This window comes from Pantoea sp. NGS-ED-1003 (genome assembly GCF_000738765.1).
Classification (GTDB): Bacteria; Pseudomonadota; Gammaproteobacteria; order Enterobacterales; family Enterobacteriaceae; genus Pantoea; species Pantoea septica.
Map to the genome: position 1 here is coordinate 226,885 of NZ_JPQA01000005.1, position 17,006 is coordinate 243,890.

General features: G+C 59.6%; 18 protein-coding genes. 5 read left to right on the forward strand and 13 right to left on the reverse strand.

Translation table 11 applies throughout. The annotated features are described in order from the left end of the window. The first annotated feature begins 80 nt into the window (after positions 1 to 80). Complete coding sequence (locus JS46_RS11980) at positions 81 to 812, forward strand: arginine ABC transporter substrate-binding protein (RefSeq protein WP_033751358.1); 732 nt, start codon at positions 81 to 83, stop codon at positions 810 to 812. Between the two features lie 63 nt (positions 813 to 875). On the opposite strand, the gene rlmC is transcribed toward JS46_RS11980, so the two are convergent. From rlmC to JS46_RS12030, 10 genes are all read right to left on the reverse strand, one after another. Continuing rightward, a complete protein-coding gene (rlmC, locus tag JS46_RS11985; protein ID WP_033751362.1) occupies positions 876 to 2,027 on the reverse strand; it encodes a 23S rRNA (uracil(747)-C(5))-methyltransferase RlmC in 1,152 nt (383 codons plus the stop codon). A 48-nt stretch (positions 2,028 to 2,075) separates the two neighbouring features. Beyond that, positions 2,076 to 2,543: a YbjO family protein gene (locus tag JS46_RS11990; RefSeq protein WP_033751364.1), complete on the reverse strand. Its 468-nt coding sequence runs from the start codon at positions 2,541 to 2,543 to the stop codon at positions 2,076 to 2,078. A gap of 73 nt (positions 2,544 to 2,616) precedes the next feature. Continuing rightward, the gene (gene potI, locus JS46_RS11995) at positions 2,617 to 3,462 is read right to left on the reverse strand and encodes a putrescine ABC transporter permease PotI (RefSeq protein ID WP_033751365.1); all 846 of its coding nucleotides are present in this window, start codon (positions 3,460 to 3,462) and stop codon (positions 2,617 to 2,619) included. Next, entirely contained in the window at positions 3,459 to 4,424 is a 966-nt protein-coding gene (gene potH, locus JS46_RS12000) for a putrescine ABC transporter permease PotH (protein ID WP_033751366.1), read from the reverse strand. The genes potI and potH overlap by 4 nt, the downstream gene beginning before the upstream one ends. Positions 4,425 to 4,433: 9 nt before the next feature. Next, on the reverse strand, positions 4,434 to 5,567 hold the full coding sequence (potG, locus tag JS46_RS12005; protein WP_096072867.1) for a putrescine ABC transporter ATP-binding subunit PotG: 1,134 nt from the start codon (positions 5,565 to 5,567) through the stop codon (positions 4,434 to 4,436). 117 nt (positions 5,568 to 5,684) lie between these two features. Further along, positions 5,685 to 6,791 carry a spermidine/putrescine ABC transporter substrate-binding protein PotF gene (gene potF / locus JS46_RS12010; protein WP_033751371.1) on the reverse strand — a complete coding sequence of 369 codons (1,107 nt, stop codon included), beginning with the start codon at positions 6,789 to 6,791 and terminating at the stop codon, positions 5,685 to 5,687. A gap of 381 nt (positions 6,792 to 7,172) precedes the next feature. After that, complete coding sequence (locus JS46_RS12015) at positions 7,173 to 7,652, reverse strand: YbjN domain-containing protein (RefSeq protein ID WP_033751373.1); 480 nt, start codon at positions 7,650 to 7,652, stop codon at positions 7,173 to 7,175. Positions 7,653 to 7,739: 87 nt separating this feature from the next. Then, positions 7,740 to 8,642: a 30S ribosomal protein S6--L-glutamate ligase gene (gene rimK, locus JS46_RS12020; RefSeq protein ID WP_033751933.1), complete on the reverse strand. Its 903-nt coding sequence runs from the start codon at positions 8,640 to 8,642 to the stop codon at positions 7,740 to 7,742. Positions 8,643 to 8,660: 18 nt separating this feature from the next. Continuing rightward, on the reverse strand, positions 8,661 to 9,383 hold the full coding sequence (nfsA, locus tag JS46_RS12025; RefSeq protein ID WP_033751376.1) for an oxygen-insensitive NADPH nitroreductase: 723 nt from the start codon (positions 9,381 to 9,383) through the stop codon (positions 8,661 to 8,663). Then, positions 9,383 to 9,652 carry a DUF1418 family protein gene (locus JS46_RS12030; RefSeq protein WP_033751379.1) on the reverse strand — a complete coding sequence of 90 codons (270 nt, stop codon included), beginning with the start codon at positions 9,650 to 9,652 and terminating at the stop codon, positions 9,383 to 9,385. The genes nfsA and JS46_RS12030 overlap by 1 nt, the downstream gene beginning before the upstream one ends. A 195-nt stretch (positions 9,653 to 9,847) precedes the next feature. On the opposite strand from JS46_RS12030, the gene JS46_RS12035 reads away from it, so the two are divergent. Next, positions 9,848 to 10,105, forward strand: a complete 258-nt coding sequence (locus JS46_RS12035) for a GrxA family glutaredoxin (protein WP_033751382.1) — start codon at positions 9,848 to 9,850, stop codon at positions 10,103 to 10,105. A 52-nt stretch (positions 10,106 to 10,157) separates the two neighbouring features. Here the strand turns inward: JS46_RS12035 and ybjM are convergent, their stop codons facing one another. Next, positions 10,158 to 10,514 carry an inner membrane protein YbjM gene (gene ybjM / locus JS46_RS12040; protein ID WP_033751935.1) on the reverse strand — a complete coding sequence of 119 codons (357 nt, stop codon included), beginning with the start codon at positions 10,512 to 10,514 and terminating at the stop codon, positions 10,158 to 10,160. Between the two features lie 251 nt (positions 10,515 to 10,765). On the opposite strand from ybjM, the gene JS46_RS12045 reads away from it, so the two are divergent. Then, positions 10,766 to 12,454: an aspartate:alanine antiporter gene (locus tag JS46_RS12045; RefSeq protein WP_033751385.1), complete on the forward strand. Its 1,689-nt coding sequence runs from the start codon at positions 10,766 to 10,768 to the stop codon at positions 12,452 to 12,454. Positions 12,455 to 12,783: 329 nt separating this feature from the next. Further along, positions 12,784 to 13,389 (forward strand): undecaprenyl-diphosphate phosphatase, encoded by a 606-nt coding sequence (ybjG, locus tag JS46_RS12050; protein WP_033751388.1) that lies wholly within the window; start codon positions 12,784 to 12,786, stop codon positions 13,387 to 13,389. Between the two features lie 261 nt (positions 13,390 to 13,650). Here the strand turns inward: ybjG and JS46_RS12055 are convergent, their stop codons facing one another. Continuing rightward, complete coding sequence (locus JS46_RS12055; RefSeq protein WP_048784904.1) at positions 13,651 to 14,853, reverse strand: serine hydrolase; 1,203 nt, start codon at positions 14,851 to 14,853, stop codon at positions 13,651 to 13,653. A gap of 267 nt (positions 14,854 to 15,120) precedes the next feature. Here JS46_RS12055 and JS46_RS12060 point away from each other — a divergent pair, with 267 nt between their 5' ends. Continuing rightward, the gene (locus JS46_RS12060; protein WP_033751393.1) at positions 15,121 to 15,777 is read left to right on the forward strand and encodes an HAD family phosphatase; all 657 of its coding nucleotides are present in this window, start codon (positions 15,121 to 15,123) and stop codon (positions 15,775 to 15,777) included. Here JS46_RS12060 and JS46_RS12065 read toward each other — a convergent pair whose 3' ends face one another. Continuing rightward, positions 15,778 to 16,911, reverse strand: coding sequence for a PQQ-dependent sugar dehydrogenase (locus JS46_RS12065; protein WP_033751396.1), 1,134 nt, complete (start codon positions 16,909 to 16,911; stop codon positions 15,778 to 15,780). Positions 16,912 to 17,006 lie beyond the last annotated feature (95 nt).

Below are 17,006 nucleotides of genomic sequence, written 5' to 3' on the forward strand. Positions count from 1 at the left end.
TCACAAATATTGCATAAAGATTCATTTACTGGCATCGTGTCAACCATTCCGCCTCTGGCATGGTTTTCAGGAGTAATACGATGAAAAAATGGATCCTTGCCGCCGCGCTGGCGACGCTGACCCTGAGCGCCCACGCGGCGGATACCCTCCGCTTCGCCTCTTCCGCCACCTATCCTCCGTTTGAATCGCTGGATCGCGATAATCAGATCGTAGGCTACGATATCGATCTGGCTAAAGCGCTCTGCCAGCAAATGCAGGCGGAGTGCACTTTTACCAATAACGCCTTCGACAGCCTGATCCCTTCGCTGAAGTTTCGCCGCTTTGACGCGGTGATCTCCGGCATGGATATCACCGACGATCGCAGCAAGCAGGTCGATTTCACCCAGCCCTACTACGCCAACTCCGCCATCGTCATCGCGCGCAAAGGCAAGTTCAGCGATTTCGCTTCGCTCAAGGGCAAGCGTATCGGGGTCGAAAACGGCACCACGCACCAGAAATATCTGCAGGAGAAGCATCCTGAGATCGCTACCGTCGCCTACGACAGCTATCAAAACGCCATTCTCGATATGAAAAATGGCCGTCTTGACGGCGTATTCGGCGATACGGCAGTGGTGAATCAGTGGCTGAAGACCAACGGCGATTTAGCGCCGGTCGGCGAGCACGTGACGGATAAGGCTTACTTCGGCACCGGTCTGGGCATCGCGGTGCGTAAAGGCAACGACGCGCTGCGCGACAGGCTAAACGCCGCGCTGGCGACGCTGAAGAGCAACGGCGTCCTTCAGCAGCTCAATCAGAAATGGTTCCCTGAGTAAGACGCTATTATGGGCTGGCGGACGGGCGTCCGATCGGTTCTGCATCGTTCCTGGCTCTGAGGCTCAGGACGCTGGCCCACCCTCTTCCGCGCTATAGCGCGTCAGCAGGCAGAGCACTTCGAAGTGCGCGGTATGCGGAAACATGTCGAACAGCTGCACGCGCGTCACGCGATAATCCGCCAGTCGCGCGATATCCTGCGCCATGCTCTCTGGATTACAGCTTGAGTAGAGAATGTTATCCGGCGCCATGCGGCTGAGATAGTCGCACAGCGCGGCGCCGATGCCGCGCCGCGGCGGGTTGACCAGCACCAGATCGGGCACCGCGTCCCGCCCGGTGGCGAAGGCGGTGGAATCCAGCGCGGCGAAACTCACCTTTTCCAGCCCCAGCATCTCGGCCGACCGCTGCGCGCAGGCGATCGCTTCGGCGCTGATCTCAATGCCGGTCAGCTGCATCTGCGGCGTGGCGCAGTGCAGGCCGAAGCCGCCGACGCCGCAGAAAAGATCCCACATGCTGCCGATGCGCAGCTCGCCGACCCAGTCGCGCGCGGCGGCGTAAAGCGCGGCGGCGACCTGCGGGTTGGTCTGGAAAAAGCTTTGCGGACGGATCCAGAGCGGCACCTGATTGAAATTTTCCGCCAGCGACTGCGACGGCGTCAGCGCAATCTCCTCATCCCCTTCCAGAATCGCCATGTGCACCGGCTGTATATTCGCGGAGATTATCTTGAGCTGCGGCAGCTGCTGCTGCAGCCAGGGCAGCGCGGCGCGCAGCTGGTCCAGCTTCTCTCTGGAGCGCAGCACAAAGCGCAGCATCATGCCGCCCTGAGTGCTTTCGGTAAGCAACAGGAACTTCAGCTCGCCGCGCCTGCGCGCCACGTTATAGGGGGTTAAGCCCGCGCAGGCGATAAAGGGCTTCAGCGCGGCGAAAACCGGCGCGAAGCTGTCTGGATAGAGCGGACAGGCGCAGAGATCCACCGCGCTGCCGTCGCGCTGCACCATGCCCAGCACCGGGCGCTCCACGCTGCCGCTGACCACCATCTTCGCCTTATTGCGAAACGCCTGCTGCGCCGAGGTGACCGGCGGCAGCCACTGCGCCACCGGCTGCTGCGCCAGCAGCGACTTCAGCCGCGACTGCTTGTCGCTGAGCTGCTGCGAATAGGGTTTTTCCAGCCACTGGCATGAGCGGCAGCGGTCGGCGTCATAAAGCGCGCATTGCATGGGGTAAGGCCTGTGTCATTCAAGGGGGTCGGGCGGAGCGCGATTGTATCACCGCTTACGGAAAAATGCGCGGCTGGCGGCCGGCACGAACAGCAGGCCGAGCACCAGCAGGTCGGGCAGCTTTTGCATCAGCGTATGGTGAATGATTTGCGCGTTGTTCGCGCCGCTGATGCTGAAAATCTCCGGATAGATACCGCCGGTAGAGGCCAGCAGCATATAGAGCAGCACCACCAGCTGAGTGGCGGCGAAGCCCCAGCGGCCGCGATTGCTGCCGCGCAGCAGCAGAAAGGCGCAGCGCAGCTCATAGAAAAAGATCAGCTGACTGGCGATAAAGATAAGCGTGGAGTCCCAGGCCTGCGCGCTGCGGTGCACGAAGTTCGCGATCTCCTCCAGACCCAGCTCGTTCGCCAGCATCAGCACGCTCAGGCAGCGCGTCGCGATAATGGCGATGCCCGCTACCGTCACCGGCACGGGCGCAAGAGAGATAAAATCGCCTTTTTTCAAGGTTTCGGACATGGCCAGGCTCCATCACTACACGCAGACGGGCGGAAAAATCCGCCCGCCTTTATAGTGGCAAAGATCAGGGATTTCAGCCACGTCTCGCCTTCTGAATATCACGAATACGCTGTTTTTCTTCGTGCGCCATCCAGCGCCAGGCGATAAAGCCCACCAGCCCGACCACAAACAGGATCAGCGACGCCAGCGCGTTAATCTCCGGGTTCACGCCGCGCCGCACCGTGGCGAAGATCGCCATCGGCAAGGTGGTGGCGCCCGGCCCGGTGACGAAGCTGGCGATCACCAGATCGTCCAGCGACAGCGTAAAGGCGAGCAGCCAGCCGGTGACGATTGCCGGGGCAATCATTGGCACGGTAATCACGAAAAACACCTTGAGCGGTGTCGCCCCCAGGTCCATCGCCGCCTCTTCAATCGAGCGATCCAGCTCGCGCAGGCGCGAGTTGATCACCACCGCCACATAGGCGGTACAGAAGGTGACGTGCGCCAGCCAGATGGTCAGCATGCCGCGGTCGCTCGGCCAGCCGAAGGCGTTGCCCATCGCGACGAACAGCAGCAGCAGCGACAGGCCGGTGATCACGTCGGGCATCACCAGCGGCGCGGTCAGCATAAAGGCGAAGCCGGTATGGCCGCGGAAGCGGCCAAAGCGCACCACCACCACCGCCGCCATGGTGCCGAGCACCACCGCCATGGTAGCGCTCAGCGCGGCGATAGTCAGGCTGAGGCCTACCGCGTCCAGCATGGCGCTGTCCTGGAACAGCACGCGATACCAGTGAAACGAGAAGCTCTCCCACACCGTTACCAGCTGCGAGCTGTTGAAGGAGTAAACCACCAGCAGCAGCATCGGCGCATAGAGAAACAGGAAGCCGCAGATCAGAATGGCGGTGCGCCACGGCGAGCGAATCGCAGGCAGCTGATTCATTCCTTCTCTCCCATTTCACGGTTTTGATGCTTGTGGAACCAGACGATCGGCAGGATCAAAATCAGCAGGATAATTACCGCCAGCGCCGAGGCGACCGGCCAGTCGCGGTTGTTAAAGAACTCCTGCCACAGGATGCGGCCGATCATAATGCTGTCCGGGCCACCCAGCAGTTCCGGGATTACGTACTCGCCCACCGCTGGAATAAACACCAGCATCGAGCCGGCGATAATGCCTCCTTTGGTGAGCGGTACGATGACGCTGAAAAAGGTCTTCAGCGGCTTCGCGCCCAGGTCGAGCGAGGCTTCCACCAGCGAGTAGTCGATGCGCGTCAGCGCGGTATAGATCGGCAGCACCATAAAGGGCAGATAGCAGTAAACGATGCCGATATAGACCGCCGTATTGGTATAGAGGATCACCAGCGGATGATCGATAACGCCCAGCCACATCAGGAAACGGTTCAGGATACCGTTGTTATTGAGCAGCCCCATCCAGGCGTAGACGCGCACCAGAAACGAGGTCCACGACGGCAGGATCACCAGCAGCAGCAGGATGGTGCGCATCGAGGGCTTGCTGTGCGCCACCGCCCAGGCGAGCGGGTAGCCGACCAGCAGGCAGATCAGCGTCGAGATCGCCGCCACCTTCAGCGACTGCAGGTAGGCGTCCACGTAGAGCGGATCGTCGGTGAGCGTCAGATAGTTGCCGAAATTCAGCACCACATTGAGCTGATCGTCGGCCCAGCTAACCAGCTCGGTATAGGGCGGGATCGCGCGCGCGATATCGGCAAAGCTGATCTTCAGCACGATTAAAAACGGCAGCAGGAAAAAGAGCACCAGCCAGACGTAGGGCAGCGCAATCGCCAGCTTGCGGCCGTGGCGCATTTTCATGCGCGTCGCCCAGCGCTGCAGCGGCGTGCCGGCCAGCCAGGCGCGCGCCGGTTTGCTGGAGTGAAAAAGTTGGCTCATCGCATCTCCTCAGGCGGTCAGCACGACGCAGCTGTCGACATCCCAGCAGAGGCGCACTTCGTCGCCCCAGGTCGGCAATCCTTTGCGGAAACGGTGGGCGTTCTGCAGCTGGGCGCTGATCATCTGCCCGCTTTTCAGACGCACGTGAAAGATAGAGAGATCGCCGAGATAGGCGATATGCACCACTTCCCCGACGGCGAAGTTGTAGCCGTCCGCCGGCACCTCGTCGCACAGCATCACTTTCTCCGGGCGCAGCGCGACGTGCACCGGCACGTTATCCGGCACCGAGACGTCGGAGTCAACCTTCAGCGGATGCACCAGGCCAGGGCTGTCGATCACCAGGCCATCCTCCTGACGTTCGCGCAGCAGCCCGCTGAAGACGTTAACCGAGCCGATAAATTCGGCGCTGTAGACGGTGGTGGGATGCTCGTAAATCTCTTCCGGCTCGCCGATCTGCACGAACTTGCCGCGGTTCATAATGGCGATGCGGCCCGCCATGGTCATCGCCTCTTCCTGGTCGTGGGTCACCATGACGCAGGTGGCGCCGACGCGCTCCAGAATATCCACCACTTCCAGCTGCATGCGGTCGCGCAGTTTTTTATCGAGCGCGCCCATCGGCTCGTCAAGCAGCAGCAGCTTAGGACGCTTCGCCAGGCTGCGCGCCAGCGCCACGCGCTGCCGCTGGCCGCCGGAGAGCTGATGCGGCTTGCGCTTCGCGAACTCCTGCATATGCACCAGCGCCAGCATCTCCTGCACCCGCGCCGTGATTTCGCCCTTCGGCAGCTTGTCCTGCTTCAGGCCGAAGGCGATATTCTGCTCTACCGTCATGTGCGGAAAGAGCGCATAGGACTGAAACATCATATTGACCGGACGCTGATACGGCGGCACGTGAGAGAGATCCTGACCGTCCAGCACAATCTGGCCGCTGGTCGGCGGCTCGAAACCCGCCAGCATGCGCAGCAGCGTCGATTTTCCGCAGCCGGAGGCGCCGAGCAGCGCGAAAATTTCGCCTTTATAGATGGTCAGACTGACATCGTCCACGGCGTGCTGTCCGTCGAACGATTTGGTCAGGTTGCGGATTTCCAGCAAGGGCGTTAACGCCTTTGCGGTTTTAGGTTGGGGACGAGGGATCGCGTCGTTCACTAACAGTTCACTCCGGTCTACGCGGAACGGCTAAGCCAGCCGCTAAAAAAGAGAAAACAGAGGCCAGCGCAGCGCCTCTGTTCCAGGTTGTAAATGTGCGAATGCGCAAAAAGCCGCTTATTTCCCGCTTTTCACTCGCGTCCACGCACGGGTGCGCGCGCGATCCAGCTTCGGATCCTGCACCTTCAGCACGAACAGCTTCGACATCGCCTCTGGCGTCGGGAAGATGCCCGGATTGTTGCGGATATCGGCGTTGATCAGCGGCAGCGACGCCTTGTTACCGTTAGCGTAGGACATCTTGTTGGAAACGTCGGCAATCACTTTCGGATCCATGATGTAGTTCAGCCATTGATAGGCCGCGTCGAGATTTTTCGCGTCTTTCGGGATCGCCATCATATCGAAGAAGGCGAGCGCGCCCTCTTTCGGCACGCTGTAGGCGAGATGCACGCCGTTTTTCGCCTGCTCGGCGCGGTTTTTCGCCTGCAGAATATCGCCCGACCAGCCGATAGCGACGCAGGTGTTGCCGTTCGCCAGATCGTTGATGTACTGCGACGAGTGGAAGTAGCGAATGCTGGGGCGCAGTTTCAGCAGCAGATCGGTCGCCGCGCCGGAGTAATCTTTCGCGTCTGAACTGTTGGGATCTTTGCCGAGGTAGTTGAGCACGGTGGCGAAAATCTCTTCCGGCGCGTCAAGGAAAGAGACGCCGCAGCTTTTCAGCTTTTCGAGGTTTTCCGGCTTCAGCACCAGATCCCAGCTATTGACCGGCGCGTCGGCGCCCAGCGCCGCCTTCACCTTCTCGACGTTATAGCCGATGCCGGTGGTGCCCCAGAGATAAGGAATGGCGTATTTGTTATCGGGATCGTGCTGCGCCACTTTCTTCATCAGCTCAGGATCGAGATTCTTGTAGTTCGGCAGTTTGCTCTTATCCAGCGGCTGGAATACGCCGGACTGCAGCTGGCGCGCCAGGAAGCTGGAGGATGGCACCACCACGTCGTAGCCGGTGCTGCCCGCCATCAGTTTGCCTTCCAGCACTTCGTTGGAGTCGAAGACGTCGTAGACCACCTTAATGCCGGAGGCTTTTTCAAAATTCGGCACCGTGTCTGCCGAGATATAATCTGACCAGTTATAAACATGCAGCGTTTTATCTTCCGCCATCGATCCTGCAGAGGCGACCATCAGTACGCCGGTAACCGCAGCTGACAACCATTTTTTTTGATTGAACATCTTTTTATTTCCTCCTGAGCGGATCGTCACGGCCTGGCTAAAGCGAATGCCAGCGCTGCGAGCTGTGCGTCAATTCACAGACACAATGAATCAATATTCATTGAGAGTTTAATAGTAAAAACTGATACCTGCGCTGCGAATCCACGTCTCATGCAGCCCCGCAAGAATAGCCCTGCTACCCTGCCGCTGCCAGACCCCAGCGTAAAAAACGCCTTTTAGCGACAGGTTATGCATGTTTGTGCTATGTGGTCTGGCAGGAACGGCACAAACCACGAGAAATATCTGGCATTAAAGGGCAAAATGCAGAATAAAAAATGGTGGGCCGAAAATGAAAACTGCCGCATAAAGCGGCAGTTAAAGCGGGGCGGAAGAAAGGCTGGCTTAGTGCAGCAGCGAGTGGCTGAAACTGACCGGCGCACGCTCTTCTTCTTCGCCCATCATCAGCAGATTATTGGCAAACGCTTCCATAATTACCATGGAGACCTGCTCTTCGCTCTGCTTCATAAAGCTGGCGAACTGGCCGAAGGTCAACCCAGCGCTGGTCGTCAGGGACTGGCAGACAATCAGCTTCGGCAGGTTGTCGTCCTGAATGTCGACAAAGGCTTTTACCGTCAGCGAGCTGGCGTTGATCTGCGACAGATCGCCGACCAGCGGGATCAGCGCCGTCGGCTTCACTTCCGCCAGCGCGGAAAAGAGAATAACGTTGTCGACCAGATCGATTTTGGCGTCGAACACCCCATCGAAATTTTGCATGTGCGGCAGATGAAGTGCCTGACAGGCATCACATTCGAACCAGGTGATATTTTGCTGATCCAGCCAGCGACGCAACAGGTCGATATCCGGAACGACAAGAGAATCCATCGTAGTGTCCCAAGGGGTGAATAAACAGGCGACTAAGCTTACGGAAAAAATGCGCCTGACGCTACGAAAACCGCTGAAAAGCGCGCGTCAGCCGCCGGTTTTAAGACTGAAACCGGGCAGAGCGTTGCGCTCTGTCCAGCCGATCATCAGGCCGGCGATATCGATGCCGGTGCTGGTTTCGATCCCTTCCAGGCCGGGTGAGGCGTTTACCTCCATTACCAGAGGTCCGCGATGCGCGCGCAGAATATCGACGCCCGCCACGTCCAGCCCCAGCGTCGCGGCCGCTTTGACCGCGATGGCGCGCTCCTGCGGCGTAATCTCCACCGGATGCGCTTTGCCGCCGCGATGCAGATTAGAGCGGAAATCGCCCTCTTTCGCCTCGCGCTCGATCGCCGCCACCACTTCGCCGCCAATCACCAGGCAACGCACGTCGCGTCCTTTTGCCTCCTGGATAAACTCCTGCACCAGTATATGCGCGTTAAGGCCGCGAAAGGCGTCGATGACGCTCTCCGCCGCCTGCCGCGTCTCCGCCAGCACCACGCCGATGCCCTGCGTGCCCTCTACCAGCTTCACCACCAGCGGCGCGCCGCCGACCATGGCGATGAGATCCTGGGTATCATCCGGCGACGAGGCGAAGCCGGTCACCGGCATATCGATGCCCTGACGCGCCAGCAATTGCAGCGAGCGCAGCTTGTCGCGCGCGCGGGCGATTGCCAGCGACTCGTTGAGCGGATAGCTGCCGCACATCTCGAACTGGCGCAGCACCGCCGTGCCGTAGAAGGTAGCGGCGGAGCCGATGCGCGGAATGACCGCATCGAAATGGCCGAGCGGCTCGCCGCGGTAGTGCACCGCTGGGGAGGCCGGGTTGATATTCATGTAGCAGGAGAGCGGATCGATGATTTGAATCTCATGCCCGCGCAGCTCGGCAACCTCGCGCAAGCGTCGGCTGGAGTAAAGTTGCCCGTCGCGCGACAGGATAGCGATTTTCATCATCGGCCCTCTCTGGAATTAGCGCGTCGCCCAGCCCTGCTGGTGCAGGTAGTCGAGCATAAAGGGGCGCGTCTCTTTGACGATCAGACGCTGAATCAGCTCGCTCCAGGTCTCGCTGCGCTGATTGCTGTCGCGCTGCTCGTAGTAGATCGCCGTGCGGCTATCGTAGTCGGCCAGCACCTGCGGATCGACCGGCTGATAACGGTTCTCATGCACCAGCATCGCCTGCGGCAAACGCGGTTTAACGGCGGGCTCCGCATCGGGATAGCCGATGCAGAAGCCGAACAGCGGCAGCACGAATTTCGGCAGGCCGAGCAGCTCGGTCACCTGCGCGATATTGTTGCGGATGCCGCCGATAAAGACGCCGCCCAGGCCGAGGGATTCGGCGGCGACCATGGCGTTTTGCGCCATCAGCGCGGTATCGACGCAGCCGAGCAGCAGTTGCTCGGCGCGGCCCAGCTGCGCATCGGGACAAATCTGCAGGTGGCGGTTGAAGTCGGCGCAAAATACCCAGAACTCCGCCGCGTCCGCTACCCACTGCTGACCGCCGGTCAGCGTCACCAGCTGCTGGCGCAGCGCGGTATCGGTGATGCGAATAATGGAAGAGCACTGCAGAAAGCTGGAGGTGGACGCCGATTGCGCCGCGGCGATAATCGCCTCACGCTGTTCCGCGCTGATCGCCTGGTCGGTAAAGGCGCGAATAGAACGGTGGCTGCACAATAGATCGATTGTCGGTGTCATTAAGGTCTCCGGCGAGTGTCATTTTTAGTATTGGCGCGACCAAACAGCTGCGGCGCCATCGCTTGCGCGGTACGCCAGATCATCAGCCAGGCGGCGGGCAGCATCAGGAGAATGCCGATAATCAGCAGCGCGGTCGCCAGCGTCTTGCCGTCAGCGTGCGCGGGCAGCGGCAGCCAGCGGTTAGCCAGCAGCAGCGCGCACAGCGTCAGCAGGCCGCCGAGCGCCTCCATGATCAGCAGAGCTTTGGGTAAACGCGCCAGATTCGGCATAGCATTCTCCTGGGTCGCACCGGGTTCAGGCCGTCAATTATGGTCAAGGTTCACAGACTTGCATAGACGACGCGCATCAGACTAACAGGCATTTCCTGCTTTCTTTAAGCGGTTTGAGCGGGCATCATGTTGACCATCCACCTTGAGCTTGTGTGACATGGGTCACATTAAATAGCCTGAATTAAGGAGCTTTTCATGGTTACTGTCATTTTTGGTCGTCCTGGCTGCCCCTATTGCGTACGTGCGAAAGAGCTGGCCGACAAGCTCAGCGCTGAGCGCGACGACTTTAGTTACCAGTATGTGGATATCCAGGCGGAAGGCATTACCAAAGCGGATCTGGAAAAAAGCGCGGGCAAACCCGTCACCACCGTACCGCAGATTTTCATCGACGAGCAGCATATCGGCGGCTACACCGATTTCGCCGCCTGGACCAAAGAAAACCTGAGCGCATAAGATTTTTTCGCCAGCGTAACGGGCCGACACGGCCCGTTTTTTCGTTCTGACGTCAGCGCCAGACGATGCGCGCCAGACGCACCAGCAGCGCGCCGCTGCCCGCCCAGAAGAGCGCGCTCAGGCTCCAGACCAACAGGGTCAGCCAGCTGGTGTGGGCCAGCAGCGTGCTGTTGAGCAACAGAACGCCGAGAAGCGTGCCCCAGAGCGCCATCAGCAGCGTGCTTTTCAGCGGACTCTCCGCATGCAGCAGCGCCATTACCGCGCCCGGCAGCAAAAAAAGCAGCAGCTCAGGCTGCCCGCCCAGCGGCGCATTGCCCACCAGCCAGTAACGATGCGCATAAATAAACACCAGACTGTAGAGCGCAACGCCAAGCGTCGCACTGGTCCAGCGTAAGGAACGCTGTGGCATATCACCCCACTTATTGAAAATCATCACAATGACAACAACCTGCCGCGATCTCTGGTGGAAATAAAATGAAACAGGCCGTTAGCGGTATGAAATTTAAAGCTAATGGCTGAGGGTGATTTTTATGATTAGAATACCTGCCGTTTAAGAGCGGCCTGTTTAAAATCTGGCAGCAGGCTCACTGCGCAGCCTGCACAAGATAGCGAAAAACAGGCCTGTCATCAACAGCTTACAAGTAAACAAGAAGTTAAACAGTGAACATAAACGTCGCAGATTTGTTAAGCGGAAATGACGTTCTGTTATTATTTGTCGTTTTAGCACTCGGTCTTTGCCTGGGTAAATTGCGCCTGGGTTCAGTGCAGTTGGGAAATTCCATCGGCGTATTAGTCGTTTCTTTATTACTCGGCCAACAACACTTCGCGATAAATACCGCCGCATTGAGCCTCGGCTTTATGCTGTTTATTTTTTGCGTCGGCGTAGAAGCGGGGCCCAACTTTTTTTCTATTTTCTTCCGCGACGGTAAAAACTATTTTCTGCTGGCGATCGTCATGGTGCTGAGCGCCCTGCTGCTGGCGCTGGGCTTCGGCAAACTTTTCGGCTGGGATATCGGCATGACGGCGGGGATGCTGGCGGGCTCGATGACCTCGACGCCGGTGCTGGTCGGCGCGGGCGATACCCTGCGACAGAGCATCAACGACGGCGGCCAACTGGCGCTAATGCAGGATCACCTCTCGCTCGGCTACGCCCTGACCTATCTGATAGGCCTGGTAAGCCTGATTTTCGGCGCGCGTTATCTGCCACGCCTGCAGCATCAGGATCTGCCCACCTGCGCCCAGCAAATCGCGCGCGAGCGCGGCCTGGACGCCGACAGCCAGCGTAAAGTCTTTCTGCCGGTGATCCGCGCCTACCGGGTCGGCCCGGAGCTGGTGGCGTGGAGCGGCGGCAAGAATCTGCGCGAGCTCGGTATCTATCGCCAGACCGGCTGCTATATCGAACGTATTCGCCGTAACGGCATTCTCGCCAGCCCGGACGGTGACGCGGTGCTGCAGCTCGGCGACGAAATTTCGCTGGTGGGTTATCCAGATGCTCACGCGCGGCTCGACGCCAGCTTTCGCAACGGCAAAGAGGTATTCGACCGCGATCTGCTCGATATGCGCATCGTGACGGAAGAGATTGTGGTGAAAAACCACAACGCCGTGAATAAGCGCCTCAGCAAACTCAATCTCACCGATCACGGCTGCTTTTTGAACCGGGTCATCCGCAGTCAGATCGAGATGCCGATCGACGACAGCATTATGTTGCACAAAGGCGATATCCTGCAGGTCAGCGGCGAGGCGAAGCGCGTGAAAAACGTAGCGGACCGCATCGGCTTTATCGCGATTCATAGCCAGGTGACCGATCTGCTGGCGTTCTGCGCCTTCTTTATCGTCGGGCTGATGATCGGGCTAATCACCTTTCAGTTCAGCAACTTCAGCTTCGGCATCGGCAACGCTGCCGGGCTGCTGTTCGCCGGCATTATGCTCGGCTTTTTGCGCGCCAACCATCCTACCTTCGGCTATATCCCGCAGGGCGCGCTGACCATGGTGAAAGAGTTCGGGCTGATGGTGTTTATGGCGGGCGTCGGGCTGAGCGCCGGCAGCGGCATTAACCAGGGTTTGGGTAGCGAAGGCGCGCTGATGCTGCTGTGCGGTCTGCTGGTGAGCCTGCTGCCGGTAGTGATCTGCTATCTGTTCGGCGCCTACGTGCTGCGCATGAACCGCGCGCTGCTGTTTGGCGCGATTATGGGCGCGCGCACCTGCGCGCCGGCGATGGAAATTATCTGCGATACGGCGCGCAGCAATATTCCGGCGCTGGGCTATGCGGGCACCTACGCCATCGCCAACGTGCTGCTGACGCTGGCGGGCACGCTGATTGTGATTATCTGGCCGATTTTGCCCTTATAAAATTTTTTCGACTCAGTCCAGAACTTTTTTGTTAAGGGTGAGTCTGAATAAGTGCCACTGCTTTTCTTTGAAATCCCCAAATTGTGGAGCCCGCCAGCTTTTTTGCTGACGGGTTTTTTTATGCCTGCGGTTTACCCGGCCGCGACAGGCAGAGCGCATAAGGGATGCGCGCACTGTCACTGAACTTAAACCGTTCTGAAACCTGCGCGTCATTTAGGAGCCGGCGCTATATATCCCGGCGCGCGGCGTCGCCAGAATAGGCCTGTTCATTGACATTTTGTGCGCAGCGGCGAATGAGCGCAGGTACACGACGAGGATTTATTACCCCTATGGAAGCGTTTAACCACTCTCTGTTTTTATCCATTAACGCGACGCCCGATTCGCCCGACTGGCTGCTGGCGCTGGCGACCTTTATCGCCAAAGATCTGATCGCCATCGTGCCGCTGCTGATTGTCGCGCTCTGGCTGTGGGGGCCACGCGACCAGGTGAAATCGCAGCGCGTGCTGGTGCTGAAAACCGGCATGGCGCTGATCTATGCGCTTGCTATCTCCTGGTGCGTCGGCCAGCTTTTCCCTCATCCGCGCCCATTCGCCATCGGGCTTGGGTATCAGTTTCTGCATCATGCGCCTGACGACTCCTACCCGAGCGATCACGGCACCACGATTTTCACCTTCGCGCTGGCGTTTATCTTCTGGCATCGCCTCTGGTCAGGCGTGATCCTGATGGCGCTTGGCACGGCCATCGCCTGGTCGCGCGTCTACCTCGGCGTGCACTGGCCGATGGATATGCTGGGCGGGTTTCTGGTGGGGCTGCTCGGCTGTCTGGCGTCGCATCTCGCCTGGCAGGGATATGGCGCGCGCATGCTGGCGACCTTTAACGCCGCCTACCGCGCGCTGTTCGCCCTGCCGATACGCAAGGGCTGGATCCAGGATTAAGCAAACTGGCAGCGCGCTGGCCTCAAAGCTGATGGCGCTCTTAGTCTGAAAGCGGATGGCATGGGCAAAGGAGCAAAGCGTCCCGCGACAGGGACAAAAACGCCGGGAGCGTTTTTGAACAACGCAGCGCGTTGGCCCGTTTACGGGCGCACCTCAGGGATGAGGTGCGTAACCACGCGGGCCGAGCGCGCAGGGAGGCCTTGAGCGACTTTGCGATCGGCCCATGCCATCCGCGTCTGCTCAACGCTACCAGAGTGTGCTTTAACTAAACCACTTGCCGAACAGGGAGTGGAACTGCATCAGCACGAAATCGACGATGCGGCTGAAGAAATTGCCCTCCGGCACCTCCTCCATCACCACCAGCGGCCGTTGCTCAATGGTTTTGCCGTCAAGCTGGAAGTCGATAGTGCCCACCACCTGATTTTTCTTTAACGGCGCCTCAAGCTGCGGCGTAGTGAGGGTATAGCTCGCCTTCAGGTTCTTCATCTGTCCTTTCGGCAGCGTCAGCGCGGCATCCTTCTCGACGCCGAGGTTGACCTCTTTGCGATCGCCGAACCAGACGCGCTGCTGGGCGAAGGGCTTATCCGCCTTAATGGGCGTCACGGTCTCAAAAAAGCGGAAACCCCAGGTCAGCAGCTTCTCGCTCTCGCGGAAGCGCGCGGCGTCGGTGGCAGTGCCGAGCACCACGGAGATCAACCGCATATCGTTCTCGGTGGCGGAGGCTACCAGGTTGTTACCGGCGCCCGAGGTATGGCCGGTCTTGATGCCGTCGACCTGCAGGTTGGTGCTCCAGAGCAGCCGGTTGCGGTTCATCTGGCGAATATGGTTGAAGGTAAACTCTTTCTCTTTATTCAGCGCATACTCTTCCGGCACGTCGCGGATCAGCGCCTGACCAATCAGCGCCATATCGCGCGCGGTGCTGTACTGTCCTTCCGCATCCAGCCCGTGCACCGTCATAAAGTGGGTGTTCTTCAGCCCGAACGCCTTAACGTAGTTGTTCATCAGGCCGATAAAGGCGTCCTGGCTGCCGGCGACATAGTCCGCCAGCGCGATGCAGGCGTCGTTGCCTGACTGAATAACAATGCCTTTATTCAGCTCCGACACCGGAATGCGGTCGCCGGGCTTGAGGAACATCAGCGAAGAGCCTTTTAGTTTGGGATTGCCGGTCGCCCAGGCGTCCTGGCCGATGGTCACCATATCGTCGCGCTTGATTTTGCCCGACTTCAGCGCCTGGCCGACCACATAGCTGGTCATCATCTTGGTCAGGCTGGCGGGATCGAGCCGATCGTCCGCATTGCCTTCCGCCAGCACCTTGCCGCTGGCGTAATCCATTAATATCCAGGCTTTGGCCTCGACCTGAGGTGGCGCAGGCGCATCCACGGCAAAAGCAACGGGGGCGATAAACAGCAGTAACGAGGCGGCGGCGACGTGCCGCAGGCGGCGTGGAGAGCGAATAGTTGTCATGTGCGAGGAAATTCCATGTTAAATCGCGGTTTTAAGGCAAAAACCTACAGAGTGAAACGCTACCCTCTGCAGAGCATGAAAAAAACCGCCCAACCGTAAAGTTTTATAGAGTTTAGTAGAGGAACCTTGGCATTTGCCGGGCGCGCTTACCAGTGTCGCGCCAGGCAAGCGCCCGGAAAAGCCGGTGAAATTCCGATTTTTCGTAGAAAGGTTAAGAGCGTCACAAAATTCTGCCAGGCTGTTGTGAGTCTACAGAGGAGACCCACCATGGACTTAGCCGTATTCGATCTCGACGAAACCGTTATCTGCGCAGACAGCACCGGCCTCTGGCTGCGCTGGCTGGTATCGCAGGGCTTTGCCCGTGAAGAACTGCTGGCGCAAGAGCAGGCGCTAATGGCGCAGTACTACGCCGGCACGCTGGCGATGGAGGATTATATGGCGCTGACGCTTTCGCCGCTGGTCGGTCTGGCGGCACCGACCGTCGCAGGCTGGGTGCGCCGCTGGATCCAGCGCGACATTCTGCCGCGCGTCTATCCTGAAGCGCGCGACCGCATCAGCTGGCACCAGCAGCGCGGCGACAAAGTGGTGATATGCTCCGCCAGCGGCGAACATCTGGTGACGCCGATAGCCGAACGGCTGGGCGCGCACGGCGCGCTGGCGATTGGCGTCGAGGTGGTGGATGACCGCTACAGCGGACAAACCTACGGCACCATGACCTATAAAGAGGGCAAGGTGACGCGATTGACCGACTGGCGCGCCCTGCAGCAGGAGCAGGATTTCGCCCGCACCTGGGCCTACAGCGACTCGATGAACGACCTGCCGCTGCTGGCGCAGGCCGATCACGCGCTCGTCATTAACCCGGATGCGCTGCTGCATCAGGAGGCGCTGAACCGCGGCTGGCAGGTCTGCCGCTGGGCGCGCTGATTAGCCGCGGGACGCGCTGGCGTCCTGCGCCAGGCCCACTTTAAGCAGCTTACCGTTGTCGTCGTCGGTCAGCACGTAGAGATAGCCGTCCGGCCCCTGGTGCACGTCGCGGATGCGCTCGTCGCGATCCGTCAGCAGGCGCTGCGCCTCCACCACCTTATCGCCATTGACGCTGAGGCGGATCAGGTTCTTTTCTTTAAGCGCGCCGATAAACAGCGAATTTTTCCACTGCGGGAAGCGGGCGCTGTTGTAAAACGCCATGCCGCTCACCGCAGGCGATTTTTTCCAGTAGAAGACCGGCTGTTCCGTTCCCTCTGCGTGGCTGCCCTTCGATTCCGGCACCTTGCTGCCGTTGTAGTCGATGCCCCAGGTCGCCAGCGGCCAGCCATAGTTTTTGCCTTTCTGCGGGATATTCACCTCGTCGCCGCCGCGCGGGCCGTGCTCGCTCTCCCATATCTGCTGCGTCCAGGGGTTCAGCGCCAGACCCTGCGGATTGCGCAGGCCGTAGGCCCAGATCTCCGGACGCGCGCCGCTGCGGCCGACGAAAGGATTATCTTTCGGCACGCTGCCGTCCTGAGTCAGCCGCAGGATTTTGCCGGTCAGCTTGTCGAGATCCTGCGCGCTGCTGCTGTGAAAGTTATCGCCGAAAACGATATAGAGATAGCCGTCGCGATCGAAGGCCATGCGCGTGCCGAGATTATTGCCCGCCGAAAGCGCCGGCGTCTGACGGATGACGGGTTTAAAGCCGGTCAGACGCCGGTTATCCGCGCTGAGCTGGCCATAGCCGACCACCGCGCCCAGTTCGCCGCTGCTGCTGGCTTCGGTATAGCTGAGCCATACGCGACGGCTCTGCGCGAAGTCCGGCGCCAGCACCACGTCGAGCAGTCCCGCCTGGCGGCGCACTGTCGCTTTCGGCACCCCTTCGATCGGCTGCGACAGGCCGCTGTCGGGCCGCCAGCTGCGCAGCTCTCCGCTCCGTTCAGTTATCAGCAGCGTTTGATTGTCGGGCAGAAACGCTACCGACCAGGGATGATTAAGCTTGTCCTGCAAAACCTGAACCTGCAGCTCCTCCGCCAGCGCGGGGAGAGTAAACAGCGCGCCGCCAAGTAGCAGCGCAGCAGTCAGTCGGGCCATAGTGTGCTCCAGTCATCAGGGGATGAGCTTAAGCGTAGCCAGCGCGACCCGATAATGTTCAGGCTTTACAAAAGATTAAACAAGGCGTCCCTGCC